The organism is Bremerella sp. JC817, from assembly GCF_040718835.1.
In the GTDB taxonomy this organism is placed as follows: Bacteria; Planctomycetota; Planctomycetia; order Pirellulales; family Pirellulaceae; genus Bremerella.
Map to the genome: position 1 here is coordinate 615,896 of NZ_JBFEFG010000267.1, position 19,276 is coordinate 635,171.

Annotated in this window: 14 protein-coding genes; 9 read left to right on the forward strand and 5 right to left on the reverse strand. The window is 56.4% G+C overall.

The genetic code is table 11. The features are described 5' to 3' along the window. Position 1: 1 nt before the first annotated feature. Complete coding sequence (locus AB1L30_RS11245; RefSeq protein WP_367013512.1) at positions 2–1,537, reverse strand: lipopolysaccharide biosynthesis protein; 1,536 nt, start codon at positions 1,535–1,537, stop codon at positions 2–4. Positions 1,538–1,570: 33 nt separating this feature from the next. After that, positions 1,571–2,410: a glycosyltransferase family 2 protein gene (locus AB1L30_RS11250; protein ID WP_367013514.1), complete on the reverse strand. Its 840-nt coding sequence runs from the start codon at positions 2,408–2,410 to the stop codon at positions 1,571–1,573. A gap of 124 nt (positions 2,411–2,534) precedes the next feature. On the opposite strand from AB1L30_RS11250, the gene AB1L30_RS11255 reads away from it, so the two are divergent. Then, complete coding sequence (locus AB1L30_RS11255; RefSeq protein ID WP_367013515.1) at positions 2,535–3,350, forward strand: carbon-nitrogen hydrolase family protein; 816 nt, start codon at positions 2,535–2,537, stop codon at positions 3,348–3,350. A 669-nt stretch (positions 3,351–4,019) separates the two neighbouring features. Further along, positions 4,020–4,982 (forward strand): 2-amino-4-hydroxy-6-hydroxymethyldihydropteridine diphosphokinase, encoded by a 963-nt coding sequence (gene folK, locus AB1L30_RS11260; protein ID WP_367013516.1) that lies wholly within the window; start codon positions 4,020–4,022, stop codon positions 4,980–4,982. A 12-nt stretch (positions 4,983–4,994) separates the two neighbouring features. Here folK and AB1L30_RS11265 read toward each other — a convergent pair whose 3' ends face one another. Then, complete coding sequence (locus tag AB1L30_RS11265; protein ID WP_367013517.1) at positions 4,995–5,207, reverse strand: DUF2007 domain-containing protein; 213 nt, start codon at positions 5,205–5,207, stop codon at positions 4,995–4,997. Positions 5,208–5,351: 144 nt separating this feature from the next. Between AB1L30_RS11265 and AB1L30_RS11270 the strand changes: the two genes are divergently transcribed. The 4 genes from AB1L30_RS11270 (at position 5,352) to AB1L30_RS11285 (ending at position 13,032) form a co-directional block, all read left to right on the forward strand. Then, entirely contained in the window at positions 5,352–5,786 is a 435-nt protein-coding gene (locus AB1L30_RS11270; RefSeq protein ID WP_367013518.1) for a response regulator, read from the forward strand. Between the two features lie 396 nt (positions 5,787–6,182). Next, positions 6,183–8,192 carry an alpha/beta fold hydrolase gene (locus AB1L30_RS11275; RefSeq protein ID WP_367013519.1) on the forward strand — a complete coding sequence of 670 codons (2,010 nt, stop codon included), beginning with the start codon at positions 6,183–6,185 and terminating at the stop codon, positions 8,190–8,192. Between the two features lie 365 nt (positions 8,193–8,557). Further along, a complete protein-coding gene (locus AB1L30_RS11280) occupies positions 8,558–11,164 on the forward strand; it encodes a PVC-type heme-binding CxxCH protein (RefSeq protein WP_367013520.1) in 2,607 nt (868 codons plus the stop codon). 83 nt (positions 11,165–11,247) lie between these two features. After that, complete coding sequence (locus tag AB1L30_RS11285; RefSeq protein ID WP_367013521.1) at positions 11,248–13,032, forward strand: hypothetical protein; 1,785 nt, start codon at positions 11,248–11,250, stop codon at positions 13,030–13,032. Positions 13,033–13,112: 80 nt separating this feature from the next. On the opposite strand, the gene AB1L30_RS11290 is transcribed toward AB1L30_RS11285, so the two are convergent. Continuing rightward, positions 13,113–14,777 (reverse strand): serine/threonine-protein kinase, encoded by a 1,665-nt coding sequence (locus tag AB1L30_RS11290; RefSeq protein WP_367013522.1) that lies wholly within the window; start codon positions 14,775–14,777, stop codon positions 13,113–13,115. A 12-nt stretch (positions 14,778–14,789) separates the two neighbouring features. Beyond that, a complete protein-coding gene (locus AB1L30_RS11295; protein ID WP_367013523.1) occupies positions 14,790–15,368 on the reverse strand; it encodes a sigma-70 family RNA polymerase sigma factor in 579 nt (192 codons plus the stop codon). Positions 15,369–15,509: 141 nt separating this feature from the next. Here AB1L30_RS11295 and AB1L30_RS11300 point away from each other — a divergent pair, with 141 nt between their 5' ends. The 3 genes from AB1L30_RS11300 to AB1L30_RS11310 are packed head-to-tail and all read left to right on the forward strand — an operon-like array spanning position 15,510 to position 19,246. Continuing rightward, entirely contained in the window at positions 15,510–17,081 is a 1,572-nt protein-coding gene (locus AB1L30_RS11300; RefSeq protein WP_367013524.1) for a hypothetical protein, read from the forward strand. After that, positions 17,078–17,959 carry an HAD family hydrolase gene (locus tag AB1L30_RS11305; protein WP_367013525.1) on the forward strand — a complete coding sequence of 294 codons (882 nt, stop codon included), beginning with the start codon at positions 17,078–17,080 and terminating at the stop codon, positions 17,957–17,959. The genes AB1L30_RS11300 and AB1L30_RS11305 overlap by 4 nt, the downstream gene beginning before the upstream one ends. A gap of 6 nt (positions 17,960–17,965) precedes the next feature. Beyond that, a complete protein-coding gene (locus AB1L30_RS11310) occupies positions 17,966–19,246 on the forward strand; it encodes a glycosyltransferase family 4 protein (RefSeq protein WP_367013526.1) in 1,281 nt (426 codons plus the stop codon). Positions 19,247–19,276: the final 30 nt, after the last annotated feature.

Sequence of the window (19,276 nt, forward strand, 5' to 3'; positions counted from 1 at the left end):
CTCAATCAATGACGGTGTGGATGTCTTCGTCCGCGCTCAATCCACGCAGTTGCCGCCACAGCCAGGTAATCTCGCTTCGCGCGAACAGCATGTAAGCGACCACGCCCACCACGACCTGTTTGACCAGGACCACGGCCTGAGGCACAAAGCTTTCGGCATAGCCTACGAGCGACACCACCAGCCCCATCAACAACGAGGCACCAATCGCGGGCACTAGCTTCCAGAAGATCGCCCTGGCGTCGATCCCGGCAAAGTGGAAGCAGAAGTAGAGATAAGGACCGCACATCAAGATCGTCGCCAATGACATCGCCAAGGCGAGTTCAAGCGTCACAGCGTATGGATCGGAACCGATGGTTGCCAGAGCGAACCAGCAAGCCGCCCCCAACGAAATCAGCGTTCCGAAAGCACCGACGGCAAGCATATCGGCCCGTCCAGCGGCGCTCATTAAACTGCCAGAGATGTTGATCCACGCTTGCGCCAGAATCATCAGACCCATCACCGCCAGCAGCTCGCCAGACTCGATCCACTCGTCACCACCGAGCACCGGCATCAATCGCTCGCCCACCAGAAACATACCGATCGAACATGGTGCGAGCATGATGCCCACCATGCGATAGAAGTTGCCGGTCAAACGCGTGAATACTTCGGTATTGCCACGCGCGTGCGAAAGCGCAGGCAACATGGCCGCAGTGACCGGCGACGTCAACAAATAGACTGGGCGAATCATCTGGTTGTAGGCCTGGGTATAGTACCCGATCCATTCGTGACCGACGTTGGTGCCACCCATCAACACGCCCAGCAAGATCTTGTCGAGATTCTGACCGAACGCGAAGAACAAACCGCTGAGGGTATAGAACCCGCTGAACTGCAGCAGATTGCGAACTTCCGAGAAGTGAGCCCTTCGACCGGGTCGCCAAGGCTCGATCGCCCAGAAGCCGATGTTCAGAACGATCAATTCGGCGTACTGCTGAATCACCAACGCCCACACGCCATAGTCGAACCACGCGGCCACAATCCCCAGGCCACCACTGATCACCAGCGAAAGCAGGCGCACGATGGTCAGCCGACCGAATCGCAGTTTTTTTTCGGCAAGTGATTTGTGCTGCGAGTACGAGTTGTAGAGCAGGGCGGTGCCCGACAAGGCGATGCCCACCGGCAACAGCCGTTCGGCATGAAACCAATAGGAAAGCAGCGGACTGAGCCCAGCCAACACAACGACGAGGATTACGCCGGTGATGACCTGGTACCAGAACAACGTCGACGACTGTTCGTCGGTAAGATTCCGTTTTTGAACAGTCGCGATGTCCATGCCTAGTGATCCGAACGAACGGACCAGTAGTAAGATCGGCATGAACATTCCCAGCAGGCCGAACTCGACCGGATCAACCAATCGGTACATTTCGGCCAGAACAATTAGCGAGATCACCTGGCCGGCGATCTGACCGATCATGGTCAGTCGCGTAGCGCGCTGCGTCTTCTTGAAGAGATTGGGATCGACGGGAGACGAACCAATCTCCGAAGACGGGGCATCATTCATGGGGCGGGGAAGGGGAGTGGGAGGGGAGAGCTGTTAGTAACGAATCGCACACCACAATGCCCGGATCCCATCCTTCCAGCCGATCTTCTTACCTTCCTCGAACGTGCGAGGAAAGTAACGGATCGGTACTTCGCGGATTCGCAGACCCTTGCGACGAGCCAGCTTGGCAGTGATTTCGGGTTCAACACCAAATCGCTTTTCGCGAAGGGTGGGGGCAATTTCCTGGATGACTTCGCGACGGAACACCTTGTAACAGGTTTCCATGTCGGTCAGCAACAGATTTGTGAACAAGTTCGACCACATGGTCACCAACTTGTTGGCCAGATAATGTCGGACGCGCGGCACATTACGATGTCCGGTGATGAAGCGACTGCCGTAAACGGCGTCGACCCCTTCACAGATGATCGGCTGTAACAAGACGCGATAATCTTTCGGCGTGTATTCCAGATCGGCATCCTGGATGATCACGGCGTCGCCAGTCGCTTCCTTGAAACCAGTTGCCAAGGCGGCACCCTTGCCCTGGTTTTTCTCGTGGAGAATGATCTTCAAGTCGGATTGACCACGGAGCGATTCCAGCAGGTCGCGTGTTCCGTCGGTGCTTCCATCGTCGACCAGGATGATTTCACACTTGAAACCGCACTGCCGAACTGCTGCAATAACCTGTTGCAGCGAGTTCACTTCGTTGAAGATGGGAATCACCACCGACAGCACGAAGTCGAGCGGGATCTCGTAGATCGCCAGCCGGTAACATGCGGCTTCCCCCAGCAACTGCTGCAACAACTCAACGCGACGCGAATCGTCCAAAGAGGTCTCCAGTAAGGCCTGCTGTACGTGCGACAACTCGAACTGCTCGTTATCGGAATGGATGCTCATTTGGTGTTCGGGTAATTCCGAGAAGATGGTTGCACGAACCCGCTGATGGCCACAGCGACCGCCCAAGTCCGCCTTCAAGTATAGTGCACTGGCCGAAGAAAACGAAACCTAGGAGATGTTCTTCATGATCCCCCCTTTCGTCGCAGCTGCGATTCAGATGTCTTCGGGCGCGGAAAAATCGGCCAATCTGGAACAAGCGGAATCATTGATCGCCGAAGCGGCCCAACAGGGAGCCAAACTGGTCGTCTTGCCCGAGCTTTTCCCCTTCCTGGGAAAGGTCACCGAACTGCGAAAAAACGCGGAAACCATGGACGGAGGGACACTCGAACGGATGCGGCAGCTGGCAATCAAGCATCAATTGGTGCTGTGTGCTGGAAGTATCGCGATCGAGGCCAGCAACGATCCCAATAAGGTGGTAAATCGAAGCCTCGTCTTTGGTCCTCATGGGCAAACTTTATCCACGTACGACAAGATCCATTGCTTCGATATCCGCCTGCCTGATGTCACGGTGATGGAATCGGAACATGTTCGTGCCGGATCGCAGCTTTCGGTATCCGCGACACCGCTGGGGCACGTAGGCCAGGCGATCTGCTACGACTTACGGTTCCCCGAAGTGTTTCGGCACCTGACAGAAGACGGGATGCAGATCTGTGTTTTGCCAGCCGCATTTACGGACAAGACGGGCCAGGCTCACTGGGAAATTCTTGCGCGAGCCCGTGCCATCGAAAACCAGATCTACGTAATCGCCGCAAATCAATGCGGGCTGTATGCCGACTCGATCCAGTGCTACGGGAACTCGATGATCATCGATCCATGGGGCGAGGTCCTGGCACGCGGATCGTCGCGCGAACCAGGGATCATTTTAGCCGAGATTGATCTCGCTAAGCTACGTAGGATTCGCTCCGAGTTGCCCGCCTTGACGCATCGTCGCCTTGCGTAGAACCGCTTGACGTTCGAATGACTTGCTGCGTGCCCTGAACGACTCTTAGACGATTAACGCTTCGATAGCTCATGACTTGCACACAACTTATTCACAAGTTATTGCATACCATTTATCGACGCACGTTATCGACGAGGATCGAAAAAGTTTTTTCCTCGGTGGTTTTCGAGTAGGAACCGCAATGTCGAAAAAAGATTCCCATGGTTGCTTGACAACTCGTGCTCGCTTCGCAAAATTAGTCCCTATGTTGATTGGAACCAAGGGACGCTAATCGCGTCTTAATCACCTCTCCTCCTCGCCAAAACTCGTGTCATTTGTTGCAATTTGGTCGTTCTGACCAACCGGTTCCTGGCTAGAAAAACAGACTTCCCTACGGAAGGTCTGCGCGCCGGGAAAGCAACAACGACGAAAGGGCTGGCCAGCGAGAAGATCTCGTCGGAGAGAGGTCACGATATGTGCGAGAGCATTGCTTTCCGGCAAACGGATTTGCCACTCAAAGGTTGGCAAACTCTCCCACTAAAAACTTGAAGGGCGACGACCGACTGGAGCGACCGCGACAGACCTTCGGGCCTGTTTTATGGATATCCCTTCTTGCTTTTTAGTGTGACACATCGTCGGAAAGTTGGTTCTCATTTCTCTCGCTCCCCCGTTCATTAAAGCAGAGCCGACGTGCCCACGATCCTGATTGCCTTGGGCGCGAACCTTGGGGATCGCGGCGAAACGCTGCTCGAGGCGATTGACCAGTTGGCAGCTGATCCAGCTTTCACCTTGCTGCAACGCAGCGAACTGCTGGTAACCAAACCGGTTGGCGGCCCCGCTGGCCAGCCTGACTTCTTGAATGCCGCCGCCAAGCTGGCGACCGAGCTTTCACCCGATCAAGTCCATCAGAAGCTGATCGACATCGAACAACAGCATGGACGCGTGCGAAAGCAACGCTGGGGTGCCCGCAAGCTCGATCTCGACTTGCTTCTCTACGACGACCAGGTCATCGCGACGCCAAGCCTGACGGTGCCACATCCTCGGATGAGCTTTCGCAAGTTCGTGATGCAGCCATCCGCGGAAGTCGCCGCCGAGATGGTCCACCCAACGCTCCACGCATCGATCGGCGAGCTTTGGCAGCAACTGCAAAGCGCGCCGCCGCTCGTCGAGATCGCTTCGCTGCCTGGTCCCGTTTTGCACGTTTTGTGCGAACGCGTCGCGGCGGAACTTGGCGACGACGTCGTTTCGCACCCTAACGATCTGTGGGCGAACCTAAAAGAAGACGCGACGCTCGAAGGAACACTTCGATCGATCGCGGATCGCGGATCGGAATGGAGTAACTTACCCCCAGGCCATGCCGTCCGAATTGTTCCCTGGTGGCAGGCAACCTCCGAGGTCATCGCCCCCGACCTGGTTTGCCCTTCACAAGAGACGACTGGCGCGCGACTGGTGGTGTTCTGGAAACGCCCCGACGATACCTTCTCAGAAGCGGAAGGCACGTGGTGGGATGGCCCACAGCGAGAACTGCTGCAGGAGAACCTCGCCCAGAAAGTCGAAGATAGGGTGCGAGGCCCAAGACTCTGGCTCGATGGCAACGACATCGATTCGGCCGTGACCGAAGTTGCCGCTGCCATTCAAGCCATTCTCGATTGACGGTCGAGACGTTTATCTCTCGTGATGCTTGCCCAGGAAGGCAGCGGCATCTTCTTTTCGGTCGGCAGGAACCAGAATCCGGATCGCCAGCACGCCGGTCAGGCCACCCTGATGGTCGTTATCAAGTGCGCAAGGAATACCTTCTTCTTCCAGAGCACTCTTAATAATGGTGGCCTCTTCGTGACTCTGGCACGTACGCACGGCCACAAGATCGATGTTATCCATAAAACTGGTACTCCATATTTTTGGGGGACGCCGAAGCTTCACGGACACCCGCATCAAGCTAACCCGGCATCGGAATTGTAACCTACGCTTCCCAAGAATAGCTTTCCGTTACATCCATTCTCTGTGCATTTAGGATTTCTCGCCATGACGAGCCGCTCGCTGAAGACTGTCATTCTCGACGACGACCCGGGCATCGTGCGCTTGGTGAAGACAATCCTGCGTGGAGCATTCAGCAACGAACTTGACCTGCACGACTTTACTGACGTGCACGAAGCGAAGCGATGGATCTCGTCCAACTGCTGTGACCTGCTGATCAGCGATATCGAAATGCCTGATATCAACGGAATGGACATGTTGTTGTTCGCCAAGCACCGAAATGCCTGGACCCAGGTCGTCTTTTTGACTGGCCATTCCAACTGGATTCATGTCACCGAAGCAATCGAAAATGGTGCTTCCGACTTCCTGCTGAAGCCCATCAAGCGGGAAGAACTGTGCAATATTGTCCAGCAACATATCGACCGCGCCGCACGCTGGCAGTCGGCTTTGTTCCCACGCCAGGCCTCGCAGGCAGGCACCTAATCGGGATTGAACTCCCGATAACCAGAGCGACCGCTACGACTCGAACCGCAGCCGGGGATTTTTCCTGCTTGCGCTGAGACATTTGGCTGCGCGGACCTTTGGGGTGAGGTAATCTTTTGCGGCGAAATCTGGATTGGACTTCGCTGACTGCCGATCGCTAGCCACGGAGGCTCGCATGGCAACTCCCCATTCTCAACACTGCAGGAAGCGAATCTCGTGGTCCGCTGGAAGCCGACAATTGCGACTCTGTGCGCGCTGATTGCGATGCTCCAAATCGCCTCCGGCTGTGCGTGGTGTAAACGAGGGCGATGGAAAGAGCCTGACATTGTCGCGCCGTGTCTCGAAGCCCATCCCAAATCGCAATATCCATGCGGCCTGGGTTGGCGTCCGTGCGATATGACTTCGATCGAAGCTTACGAAGAAGCTGCCGATCAACTCGACGATGCCCGTCCGGTTGCCTCTTTTATTCAGCTTTGTGCTTTCGAGGAAGAAGAAGTCGCCGCCCCGCCGCGTAAGCTGAACACGAACAGCCCCAATTCAGAAGCGGTCCTCAGCCAACCGGTCACCACCGGTACGCAGATGCCCAACAGCATCCCATACTCCGGCGAAGACATCGGTCGACCACCGGTTTCTGGCATTGGCCCACAATATATTGGCGAACCGCTCGAACCTGGCCCCGAGTTCTTTAAGAGCGATCTGCAAGAGGGCGAGTTCCTTTACATGCCGGAGCTGACCGAGGAAGTTCCTCAATCGGAGCCTGCCGATATCCAGCTTCGCCAAGCCGAGTCGTACTACGCGATGGCCATCGATGCCGACAAACTGCACGACGAGTCGGCGATGAACATGTATCTCGATGCGGCGATCTCAGCCTATCGCTACATGGAACTTGTCCCGCCTCAACCGCAAACGAGCAAAGGGACATCGCGGGCCTGGGAAGTTTATCACAGCTCGATCGCGCGTCTAATCTTCATTGCCGATCGCACCGGCATGATCGACAAGCAAGTCGGTATCAAGCTGCCGGTCAACGGCGGCTATCGCATTGTGGAATTCGAGTACGCCAACTTCCAACGCACGGCTGAAGACTTCGATCACTGGCAGATCGTGGGTGACTACCAATCGAAATACCTGCTCACCAAGCATCGCCAGCCAGGGCTTGGTGTGCCAATGGTGGCGATTCGTGACCGGAAGAAGGCGGACAAATGGTATCCAGCGGAAGTCCCGTTCGCAGTGACAGGTATCTTGCGTCCGGAAAGCGAAGTCTGCCTCTACGATGCGACGACGGAAGCAACCGTTCCAGATGGAACCCACGTCGAGCAAATCGTGGCGAAGCTGGAACTTTACGATCCACGTTTCACCGGCGATGTTGAATTCAAGTGCCGCCAGGTCCCGCTAGCGAAAGATACCACCGCGCCGTATGCCTACATGCTGAGCGAAACGCGTGGCGAATCGAAGTTGGCCGCATTGCATCCGAGCCGAAACCTGGACGACCGCGGCTTGTTCATTCTCGAGCCGCACCGCAAAGGTAAGATCCCGGTGATCTTCGTGCATGGACTGCTTTCGGCTCCGTACACCTGGGCAGGCATCGCCAACGAGATCGACAGCAATCCAGACCTTGCTTCCCGTTACGAAGTGTGGGGATTCTATTATCCGACCGGGGCTCCGTTCCTGGAGACCGCGGCGGTCCTGCGTGAACAACTCGATCAGATCATCATGGAGATGGATCCGAGCGGCTTCGATCGCGAACTGCGAAATGTCGTCCTGGTCGGTCATAGCATGGGGGGACTCCTCGCCAAGCTTCAGGCAACCGACAGTGGCAACGTGCTGTGGGAACATACCGCGTTCCAGCCGCTCAACACGCTCGACACCACACCGAAGATGAATGAATATCTCCGGCGACAGTTCTACTTCACCCATTCGCCGCATGTAGGTCGCCTGGTCTTTATTGGTACGCCGCATCAAGGGACGTCGCACACTTCCAGTTCGGTCGGCCACTTCAGCGCGAAGCTGGTGCATCAAGATTCGTGTTTGCAAGAGGCCCACAAAGAACTGATCGACGACAACCCGGCCGCCTTCCGCAAAGAGTTCCGCCATCGCGTTCCGATCAGCCTCGACTTGATCAATCCCGACAGTTTGCTGTTGAAGGGCATCTATCGCTTGCCGATTGCTCCGGAGGTTCCCAGCCATACCATCCTGGGTTCCGGTTGGTGGTCGGTGCATGATGGTCGCAGCGATGGTGTCGTGCCGGTTTCGAGCGCTCGCCTCCCAGGCGTGCAGACTGAAATCATGGTCAATACGCAGCACACCCATCTCAACCGAGACGCTGGTACGGTGTGCGAAGTGCTCCGCATCTTACGTGTGCACGCAACGCGTCCGGCCTTCGCTGGCCCCCCGGCATCGGTTCGGTAGGTCCGTTACCACCCCTTCAGCCCCTGAAAAACGCATCTTGAGATTTGCCCTCGCCGAAACCACTAGCCCCACGCATCGACCAAATAACGCCGCCGATTCCCGCACTCTTGTCCGAATCGTTCTAAGATGTCGGAAACGGACAAAGTCGAAATCCTCATCAAAACTTCCAACCGTTGCGGCGAGCGGGTTATAATCGGAAGGCCTATGGCCACCGAGCCGCCCACTCAGGCTAGGTCCTGGCCACTGCGAATTTCCTACCTCGCTTCGCTGGCGAAGTCACGGGCCTCCTTACCGGCCCCGCTCTTCGATTTCCCACCCGTTAGATAACGCCCCAATCTCTGTTACCCGTACATCACAGGAACGTCATGATTCGACCAACGTGTACCGCGGCCCTCCTCTTGGGTCTGTGTATGTCGCTGATCCATTCCTCTTCAGTGGAAGCGGCTGCCAAGCTGGAACTGAAGAAGGGAGACAAGATCGTTTATATCGGGAATACGCTGGCCGAACGGATGCAGTATTTCCCTCACTTTGAAACGCGTCTTCAGGCACGTTTCCCCCAGTTGAACCTCACGGTTCGCGACCTCGGCTGGTCGGCCGACGAATTGGACCTGCGTCCTCGCAGCAAAGACTTCAACGATCACGCCACGCGTCTGGACGATCACAAGCCCGACGTGATCATGGCATTCTTCGGTTTCAACGAATCGTTCGCCGCTAAAGAAGGCCTGGCGAAATTTGAGTCGGAACTGGAAAAGTTTATCAACGATACCAAGAACACCAAGTACGACGGCAAGAGCCCGACGCTGGTTCTGGTTTCGCCAATCCCGCACGAAGATTTGCACTCGCGGTTTCTGCCGGATGGCAAAGCCAACAACGACAACATCGCCCTCTACACCGAGAGCATGAAGAAACTGGCCGACAAGCATAATGTCGTCTTCGCGGATGTCTATGCACCGATGCTCGACCCAATGGCTGGCAACGACGATCTGACGATCAACGGCATTCACTTGAATGACGAAGGTTACCAGGTCTTTGGCAAGGTTCTGGACGAAGCCCTCTTCGGCCCTGCCCCAGCCTACAAGTGCGACCTGGCTAAGCTCTATCCCGAAGTGAAAGAGAAGGACCTGCAGTTCTTCTACGATCACCGCGCGGTCAATGGTTACTACATCTATGGTGGCCGAAAGAATCCGTTCGGCGTGGTCAACTTTCCTGCCGAATTCGCCAAGCTGCGGAAGATGATCGAGAACCGCGATCAGCGGATCTGGAAGGTTGCCAACGGCGAAACGGTTCCTGCTGAGATCGACGATAGCAACACCGGCGACTTCACCCAGGTCGAGACCAACGTGAACCGTCCGGTCGATATCTTCAGCCCGGAAGCCGAAGCGAAAACCTTCAAGCTGCCGGAAGGCTACGAGATCAACCTGTTTGCCTCGGAAGTCGAATTCCCCGATCTGGAAAACCCAGTTCAAATGGCATTCGATTCCAAGGGTCGCTTGTGGGTCACCACGATGGAAAGCTACCCGATGTACCTGCCAGGTACGCCTCCGGACGACAAGGTGTTAATCCTGGAAGACACCGACAAAGATGGCAAGGCAGACAAGCAAATCGTCTTCGCCGATGGCCTGCACGTTCCGACCGGTATCGAACTGGGTGACGGGGGTGCTTATGTCGCCCAGCAACCTAACCTGATGTTCCTCGCCGACAAAGATGGCGACGACAAGGCGGACGAACGATCGCTGATCCTGCACGGTTTCGACACGGCTGACTCGCATCACTCGATCAGTGCGTTCACCTGGGGCCCAGGCGGCGATTTGTACTTCCAGGAAGGGACCTTCCACCATTCGCAGGTCGAAACCCCTTACGGTCCAGAGCGCGTCGCCAATGCTGGCATCTTCCGCTACGAACCGTCGACCGAGAAGCTCGACATCTTCGTTTCGTACGGCTTTGCCAATCCATGGGGCCATACGTTTGATGACTGGGGCCAGAACTTTGTGGCCGACGCTTCCGGTGGTGCCAACTACTTTGGTGCGGCATTCAGCGGCGACGTGGTTTACCCACAGAAGCATGGTCGTTTGAAGCAGTTCCTCACCAAGCAGTGGCGTCCGACCGCTGGTTGCGAAATCGTTTCGAGCCGCAACTTCCCAGAGTCAGCTCAGGGCAACTACCTGCTGAACAACTGCATCGGTTTCCAGGGGATTTTGCAGTACAAGATGAAGGACGAAGGAAGCGGTTTCCATGCCGACCCGGTCGATCCACTGCTCGTTTCGGAAGACACCAGTTTCCGCCCGGTCGACATTCAGTTCGGCCCGGACGGAGCGCTTTACATTGTCGACTGGTACAACCCACTGGTCGGTCACATGCAACACTCGCTGCGTGATCCGAAGCGTGACAAGCATCATGGTCGTATCTGGCGTATTCGTTACACCGGCAACGATCTGGTCAAAGAACCGAAGATCGCCGATGCCTCGGTGACCGAGCTGCTGGACCTGCTGAAGGAACCCGAGTATCGCACCCGTTATCGCGTTCGCCGCGAACTGCGTAGCCACGACGGCAAGGAAGTTTCCGCTGCCCTCGAAGGCTGGCTGGCCGAACTCGACAAGAACGATCCCAACTACAGCCATCACCTGCTGGAAGCCTTGTGGGTCAAGCAAAACCTCGACCTGGTCGACGCCGACCTGCTGAAGCGAGTGCTAACCGACAGTGACTTCCGTGCTCGTGCCGCTGCCACACGCGTGCTTTGCTACTGGCGTGATCGTGTCCCAGGCGCCCTCGACCTGCTGGAAGTTCAAGTCAACGACGAAAACCCACGCGTCCGTTTGGAAGCGATTCGTGCGTTGAGCTTCTTCGAAGGAAGCGACGTCGAACGAGCCCAGGAAATCGCACTGCAGTCGCTGGTCCACGACCAGGACGAGTACCTCGAGTACACCTTCAAGGAAACGCTCGAGACGCTCGACAAGCGTGCCAAGAAGGACTAAGTCTGCGGTTTGATTAGCTAACCCATTCCGAGTCATCCTCAATCGAGAGGATGACTCTTTTTTTCGATGGAACTCAACTTCCGATGAAACACTCCACCATGTTGAATCGATGGATCTTCCCTGGCCTCTTAATTGCCGCGACGCTTGTAGTGGCCATGCCTGAGGCGGCGTTCGCTCAAGGAGCAACCGACGCGATGGTACGCCTGCTTCAAAGTGGCAAGCTGCCCGATTCCCGCGTCGGCACGGTGATCGGCATGATTGCCGAACGTGGCAACGAAGAGAATCTCGGTATCTTGTTTCAGGAAACCACCAAGGCCGATGGCTTCAATCCACAGTTGAAGTTGGAAGCTCTTAGTGCCCTGAAGAAGGCGAGCGAAAGCCGCAACCTGGTTCCGGCTGGCGATCTGTCCGCCATCAGCGGCATGATCAGCAGCGAAGATCCAACGCTCAAGACGCTCGGTATCCAGCTGGCAGGGCTCTGGAAAGTTCAAGCCACCGCCGATACCCTCGCTGCGATTGCCCTAGCCAACGATCAGCCGCTGAAGCTCCGCCGGTTGGCGATTGACTCGCTTATCGAAACGGGCAGCGATCAAACGGCCGCGACGGTCGCCAAGCTGACCGACGCCAACCAGCCGCTTTCAATCCGCTACGTTGGTGTTGCCGCGTTGACCAATATCGACATTCAACAGGCAGCCCAAGCCGCGGCCGAAGTGCTGGCCTCCGCCGATACGTCCACCGACCCAGCCGACATGATCGATGCCTTCCTCGCGGATACGAAAGGCCCCGATGCGTTGGCCGCGGCACTGAAGGACAAGATGCTCGATGGCGACGTTGCGAAGATGTGCCTTCGTCAGATGTACTCGGTCGGGCGTTCCGATGCCTCGCTGGTCGATGTGCTGAGCACCGCAGCCGGAATCGATAACAATCCGGACCCGCTGACCGACGAACAGCTTCAGTCGCTCGTCGCCAAGGTTTTGGAGAAGGGGGATCCGGCCCGGGGCGAAGACATCTTCCGCCGCAAAGAACTGAGCTGCTTGAAGTGCCATGCAATCAGTGGCGCTGGGGGCCAGATCGGTCCGGACCTAAGTCCTGTCGGAGCGACAAGCCCGGTCGACTACGTGATCAACTCGATCCTCTTCCCAGAGATGGCAGTGAAAGAGGCGTACATCATGAAGACGATTGTCGACTACGACGGCAAGATGCACCAAGGCGTTGTCGTCGACGAGAACGACGATCGTGTTGTGCTGAAAGATGCCAACGGCAAAGAGCTGATCATTCCGGCCGACGATATCGATCTCGAAAAAGAAGGAGGCTCACTCATGCCGAAAGGCCTGGCGAACTTCCTGACCGAAGAGGAATTTCTCGACCTGGTTCGCTACGTCGCGGAACTGGGCAAGCCAGGTCCGTATGGTATCCGCAGCGAGCCAACCATCCAGCGATGGCGCGTGCTGAAGGAAGTTCCCGAAGGCCTGCAAGGCGAAGCCAATCCTTCGACCGGCGAATTTGAATCGCAGATTCTTGGCCTGGGCGAAGACGCTTGGATGCCGGTATACGGCAAGGTGAACGGCAAGCTTCCTCTGGCTGACCTTGCCGAGATCGAAAGCCCGATCCTTTTCCTTCAAGCGGAAATCGAAGTGGTCGACGCCGGGAAGGTCGCGGTCAAGATGAGCCAGACCGCTGGCGTGACCGTTTGGATTATCGACGACGAGTTCAACGGCAGCGAACCGATCGTGGCCGATGTTCTGCCCGGACGTCACAAGATCACGTTCCGCTTGGACAAGCGAAAGCTGGAAGGGGACACCTTCCGAGCAGTCGTCACCAAGCCGAGTGATTCAACGGCTCAGTACACCGTGGTGGGCGGAAGCTAAACTGCTTCACGCAAAACCGCAGCCAACACGCAGGCCTTTCTCAATTGAGGAAGGCCTGCTTTTTTTGTGCGCTGCGATGCCTAACCTTCATCCAGCGTGCGACGAATTCGCCGCACGACAAAGTACTGAATCATCCCCAGGATTACGATCGACAACATCATGCAGGTCGCGTGATAGAAGTCAACAAACGCCACTGGCCGCAACGTTGCCCCGACGATCACATGCGTCATATAACCAATCCCGGCCAGCGTCATCGTGTAGCCGACCAGGCCTTTCTCGTAAAGCGTCGCGCTCGCCGCGACCAGCAATAGATAGACCAGCGACAACGGGCTGGCCGCACCATGCACCAGGAACAGCAGCCCCGTCAGCAGCACGAAGTTCCAGGTCATCCACGAATAGATCGCCACATTCCGGGTGCTGGGACGTTCATACATTCGCTGAAAAAACCAAGCCGCCGCGGAGAAGGCAATCGCGAAACCAACCGAAGCGATGCGGAACCAAGGCCTCGCCGAGATTGGCTCTTGCAAAATGTAAGAGCTGATCGCGTGATAGCTGAAAAACAAAATCACGCAGGCCAATGTGCTGGCCAGGCCTGGCTTGCGACGAGCCCAATAGACAATCCGTTCGCCGATCCCCAACGGCTTGGCTCGGATCGGCTCGTGCCGGAGAAACGCCGCGAGGTCCTCGGCAACGTCTTTCATGCAGCGATACCGTGCGGCAGGGGATTTGTGCATGCACTTCAGACAGATCGTTTCAAGTGCCCGAGGAGCGTGCCAGTTCAACTTGCGCGGCGGAACCGGATTCGCCGTACAAATCTGATCGATCGCGTCCAGGATGTTATTGCCAGAGAAGGGTGGCTTGCCGGTCAGAAGTGCGTATAAGATCGCACCCAGGCCATAAATATCGGTGGCGTGATTGATCTGATCGTTGCGACCGGCGGCCTGCTCTGGGGCCATGTAGCCAGGCGAGCCCAGGATCTGCCCGGAGTAGGTCATTTCGGAATTGCCATCCATCCGTTTCGCCAGACCAAAGTCGGTGACGTGTGGGTTTCCCTCCGCATCGATCAAGATATTGGATGGCTTCAAGTCACGATGAACGATCCCGACCGCATGGGCGTGCGCCATTGCCGAGGCAATCTTCAGCGTCAATTCCGCGATGGCTTCGGGACTCATGCCTCCTTGGCGGATGACGTCGGCCAGGCTCCGTCCTTCGATATAGCCCATCGAAAAGAAGTGCCGTCCTTGATGGTGCCCCACTTCATAGATCGGCACGATCCCGGCATGTGCGAGGTTCGCGGCGGCCTCAGCTTCAGCGCGGAAACGTTGAATTTCGAGAGCCGAAGCAAACTGGCCCGACAAAATCATCTTCACCGCGACCGTGCGGTCAGGCGATAATTGCCGAGCTTTGAAGACCACCCCCATGCCCCCTCGCCCCAGCTCTTGCAGAAGTTCGTAGCCGGGCAGCGTGTCGATCGTGTCGAGCTTCCGCTTCGTGGAGCGAGTCCTTTCGGGATCCGCATCCAGATCGACCGTGGCCGGTGTCAGATCGTCGACCTTCAAATGCTGGTGAACTGGCGAGTTATCCAGAGCCGAGTTGTCATCGGCCGCCAACATGCTGCGAAGTTCGTTCGCCAAGTCAGATCGATCGGCGAAGTGAGAGTCTAACCAGCGATCGCGATTTTCTTCTGGCAGCAGCAAGGCTTGCTCGAACGCCTCGCACAGTCGTTGATAATCTTCCGGAGTCATGCGTCGTCGGTCTTAACCTTCCGTGGCGGACGATCCACCTTCCAAGCGAGACATCAACCAGGCCTTGGCCAATCGCCAGTCGCCTTTGACGGTCGAAACCGAAACGTCCAGTGCGGCTGCCGTTTCTTCCACGGTCATGCCTGCGAAATATCGCATTTCGATGATCTTGGCGTGGCGAGGGTTCAGCTTGGCCAGTTCGGTCAGCAGCTCATCCAGTTCGACCAGATCGACATTCCCCTGCGGGTCGCCCGCGACGAGCCCTTCTTCCAGCGTGATTCGCTGGGCACCTTTGCCACGCTTGGCGGCGTTTTTGGTGCGTGCGTGATCGACCAGAATCCGACGCATGATGTTCGAGGCGACCGCACAGAAATGCGCCTTTCCCTTCCACTGCACTCGATTTTGATCGACCAGCTTCAGAAAAGCTTCGTGCACCAGGGCCGTAGCTTGCAGCGTATGGTCGGCCCTTTCGTTGCGCATATGCTGACTGGCGATCCCCTTCAGTTCCTGATAAAGAACCGGCAACAGCTTTTCTGCCGCATCCTGATTCCCCTCAGAAAGGGAAGCGAGCAGGCTTTCCACGTCGTCGCTCATGGAGTTTTCGTTTTCCTGTTAGGGCAGAGAAGGGGGGCCCGGCTTGATTCTCTTGGCCTCCACGTCTAGCTTAACAGTCGACAGGGCAGCCGAGAATGCTCTGCCGAGATTTGTTGGCCAGCCGGAAATCGAAGGATCGCGATGAACCTGGTAATCGTGCACCACCACCTGAATCGCGGCGGCGTCACCCAGGTGATCTTAAATCACCTGCGAGCCCTGCATGAAGCTGGTGCTACTGAGGCGTTCGACCGTATTGTGGTACTTTACGGCGGTCGGAAGACTGGCTGGCCTGAGGCCTCCGAGCCTGCTCTGGAAGACGTCCAGCTGGAAGTCGTTCCGAGCATCGATTACGACTCGGTCGTTCCCGCAGGCAGCCCCGATCCTTACACCGCCACCAGCGAATCGCTTCAGCGGCTCGATCTAACGCCGGATGAAACCATCCTGCATGTGCACAATCACACGCTCGGGAAGAATGTCGCCTGGCCGAAAGCACTCGCCCACCTGGCGAACGACGGCTACCGCATGCTGCTGCAGTTGCACGATTTTGCCGAAGACTTTCGCCCCGATAACTATCGCCGCCAGGTCGAGTTCTATGCCGAAAAGGGAAGCGGCATGGCTGGCGTTTACTTCCAGGCACCGCACGTCCACTACGCCGTATTGAATTCTCGCGACCGCGAACTGCTGCATCACGCAGGCCTCGACGAAGCCAAGCTGGCCTGGCTTCCCAACCCGGTCGATCCATTCCCCGCTTTGCCACATCGATCCGATGTTCGCAAAAAACTAGCTGATACGTTCGGAGTTAAGTCAAACGAATGCTACGTGCTGTATCCCGTGCGTGGGATCCGCCGCAAGAACGTCGGCGAGATGCTGCTTTGGTCCGCGCTCACGCCAGGTCCGGCAACTTTCGCGATCACGCTCGCCCCGGTCAATCCGGTGGAACTGAAGCCTTATGAAAAATGGAAGGCACTCGCCGAAGAGTTAAAGCTGCCTTGCAAGTTTAATGTCGGCGGCGAAGGTGGTCTGACTTATCTCGAGAACCTGGCCGCGGCCGACGCGATTATCAACACCAGCGTTGCCGAGGGATTTGGTCTCGTATTTCTGGAAGCGTGGCTGAGCGAGAACCTACTGATTGGTCGCGATCTGCCCGAGATTTCCGCCGATTTCAAAGAAGCAGGCCTGCGGCTTGATAGTTTGTCGGCCGCGATGTGGATCCCCAAACGCTGTCCAATCGACGGACGCATGGTCTTTTCGGAATCAAACTATCGGACGCGAATGCGGGAACTGTTCAGCCAGGTACTCGTCGACTTCGGTCAGGAAGAGCCCGACCTGGAAGACTTCGAGCAGAAGCTGGACGAACGCCTGGCGGAAGACTGGATCGACTTCGCCCTGCTGACGGTCGAAGCGCAAACCGAAGTGATCCGGCAAGTCGCCAGCGATCCGGAGCTCGCCGCGGCAATCGTACAAGAGAACGCTCACGTGATGCGTCCGCTCACCGAAGAGAACGTGAACTTCGACGCGACGATTCAAATCAACTCGCAAATCGTGTTGACAAAGTTCGGCCTGAAGGGGACCGGTCAACGATTGCGGGAGCGTTACGAATTGCTGAAGAAACTGAACCCTGGCCCTGTCTCTTCGTTCAACGGGGCCAATAAGATCTTGCGACAACTGGTCGACATCAAACGATTTCAGCCAGTGCGATTGGAAAACGGATGAACTGGCTCTCGGATATCTTGCAGCGTAATTGTCAGCCCCTGGAACCAATTCCGACGGAACTCTCTGCCGACCTGAAGGTTCTTCCTGATATCCAGGCGATCTTGTTCGATGTTTACGGAACGCTGCTGGTTAGCGGCAGCGGCGACGTCGGCACCGCGATGAACATGACCAAAGGAAGTGCTTTGGAAGCAGCACTTGGTGCCTGCGGAATCACCAGCAAGGTTCCCGCAGATGAATTGATCGCGCGACTGTACGCCGCCATCAAAGGTGATCACGAAGTTGCCACCAAAAGAGGCACTTCTTATCCCGAGGTCGTGATCGAGGAAATCTGGCAAAAAATTTTTGATGCCGCCATCGCTTCCCAGCAGATCGAAGTCCCCCCCGATTTCGACGTGAAGCGATTCGCTGTCGAGTTTGAAACCAGGGTGAATCCTACCTGGCCAATGCCTGATTTCAGCGAGGTTCTGGGGACGCTGCACCAGCGGGGCTATCGCTTGGGAATCATCAGTAACGCCCAGTTCTTTACGCCAAAAATCGTGGAAACGTTCCTGCAATCGCCACTTGAGGAAAATGGATTCCCCCCGGAGAACTGTTTTTTCTCGTACGAGCATCGCGTTGCCAAGCCTGGGACCGACCTTTATTCAGCCGCTGCGCGGAGTTTATCCGACCAGGGAATCGACGTGTGTCATATTTTGTATGTTGGCAACGACATGCTGAACGACGTTCAACCAGCGGCCCAAGTTGGCATGAAAACTGCTCTCTTCGCAGGAGACCAGCGCAGCCTGAGGCTGCGGAAGGATGACGCTCGAATGTTGCCAATACACCCTGATGTAACCCTCACACGACTTTCTGACATTTTGGCCTGTCTTCCGAGATAATTCATCATGAACATTCCTGAAATCACAGGCCACAATATTGGCTTTGTGGGGACTCGTTTCGCAGGCACCGACGGTGTGTCGCTGGAAGCTGCGAAGTGGGCCAAGGTGTTGTGGGATAACAAGCATGTCAGCTACTGGTACGGTGGGAAGATGGATACCAATCCAGACATCACCAGCCTGGTACCCCATGCCTATTTCGGTCATCCCGATATTCAGTGGATCAATCGAAGGATCTTCGGCACGACGACCCGCGACCCCGAGGTCTCGCGAAGAATTTTCGCCCTGGCCGAATACCTCAAGCACACACTTTACGAGTTCACCCGTCGGTTCAATATCGAGGTGATGATTGTGCAAAACGCCCTGTGCATTCCAATGAATGTTCCACTGGGCGTCGCCATCACCATGTTCATTGCCGAGACCGGCTTCCCGACTATCGCTCACCATCACGATTTCTACTGGGAACGCGATCGGTTCTCGGTGAACGCGGTGGGTGACATCTTGTCGATGGCATTTCCACCGACGCTGCCATCGATTCAGCATGTGACGATTAACCTGCCTGGTCAGGCCGATCTGTCGCACCGCAAAGGTCAATCGTCGATCCTCGTGCCGAACGTTCTCGACTTCGAAGATCCACCGGTCCGTGACGAGTATCCTCTTAGCTTTAAAGAGGACATCGGACTTTCGCCTAACGACATCGTGATCTTGCAACCGACGCGTGTCGTGCCGCGAAAAGGGATCGAGCACGCGATCTCGCTGGTCAATTCGCTCAACAATCCTCAATACAAATTGGTCGTGACCCACGAATCTGGCGACGAGGGTGACGAGTACATGAATGCCTTGCAAGAGATGGCCGATCGCCAGAACGTCGATCTTCGCTTTGTTGCCGACCGTGTCGGTGAAGAGCGCGGGCTCGATTCCGAAGGCCGCAAGATTTACACACTGGGCGACTGTTACGCAGCCGCCGACTTCATTAGTTATCCGAGCCTTTACGAAGGTTTCGGCAACGCCTTGATCGAGGCGTTCTATTTCAAGAAACCGATCCTGGTGAATCGCTATTCGATCTTCGTGACCGACATCGAGCCCAAGGGCTTCAAGGTCGTGACGATGAATGGCTATCTCACCAAGGACGTCGTCACCCAGGTTCGCAACCTGATGGAAGACGAAGCTTATCGCCAGGAAGTGGTCGAGCACAACTTTGAACTGGGCAAGCGTTTCTTTAGCTACTCGGTGCTCAAACGCAAACTGCGGGCCCTGGTGACCAACTTCACCGGTATGGACGATTTATAAAGCTTGTCGTGTGTTGGCCCCAGACGCGAC

Coding starts and splice junctions, on each gene's coding strand:
- AB1L30_RS11245 (WP_367013512.1), bottom strand. CDS start 1,537: ATGAATGATGCCCCGTCTTCGGAGATTGGTTCGTCTCCCGTCGATCCC.
- AB1L30_RS11250 (WP_367013514.1), bottom strand. CDS start 2,410: ATGAGCATCCATTCCGATAACGAGCAGTTCGAGTTGTCGCACGTACAG.
- AB1L30_RS11255 (WP_367013515.1), top strand. CDS start 2,535: ATGATCCCCCCTTTCGTCGCAGCTGCGATTCAGATGTCTTCGGGCGCG.
- AB1L30_RS11265 (WP_367013517.1), bottom strand. CDS start 5,207: ATGGATAACATCGATCTTGTGGCCGTGCGTACGTGCCAGAGTCACGAA.
- AB1L30_RS11270 (WP_367013518.1), top strand. CDS start 5,352: ATGACGAGCCGCTCGCTGAAGACTGTCATTCTCGACGACGACCCGGGC.
- AB1L30_RS11275 (WP_367013519.1), top strand. CDS start 6,183: ATGACTTCGATCGAAGCTTACGAAGAAGCTGCCGATCAACTCGACGAT.
- AB1L30_RS11280 (WP_367013520.1), top strand. CDS start 8,558: ATGATTCGACCAACGTGTACCGCGGCCCTCCTCTTGGGTCTGTGTATG.
- AB1L30_RS11285 (WP_367013521.1), top strand. CDS start 11,248: ATGAAACACTCCACCATGTTGAATCGATGGATCTTCCCTGGCCTCTTA.
- AB1L30_RS11290 (WP_367013522.1), bottom strand. CDS start 14,777: ATGACTCCGGAAGATTATCAACGACTGTGCGAGGCGTTCGAGCAAGCC.
- AB1L30_RS11295 (WP_367013523.1), bottom strand. CDS start 15,368: ATGAGCGACGACGTGGAAAGCCTGCTCGCTTCCCTTTCTGAGGGGAAT.
- AB1L30_RS11300 (WP_367013524.1), top strand. CDS start 15,510: ATGAACCTGGTAATCGTGCACCACCACCTGAATCGCGGCGGCGTCACC.
- AB1L30_RS11305 (WP_367013525.1), top strand. CDS start 17,078: ATGAACTGGCTCTCGGATATCTTGCAGCGTAATTGTCAGCCCCTGGAA.
- AB1L30_RS11310 (WP_367013526.1), top strand. CDS start 17,966: ATGAACATTCCTGAAATCACAGGCCACAATATTGGCTTTGTGGGGACT.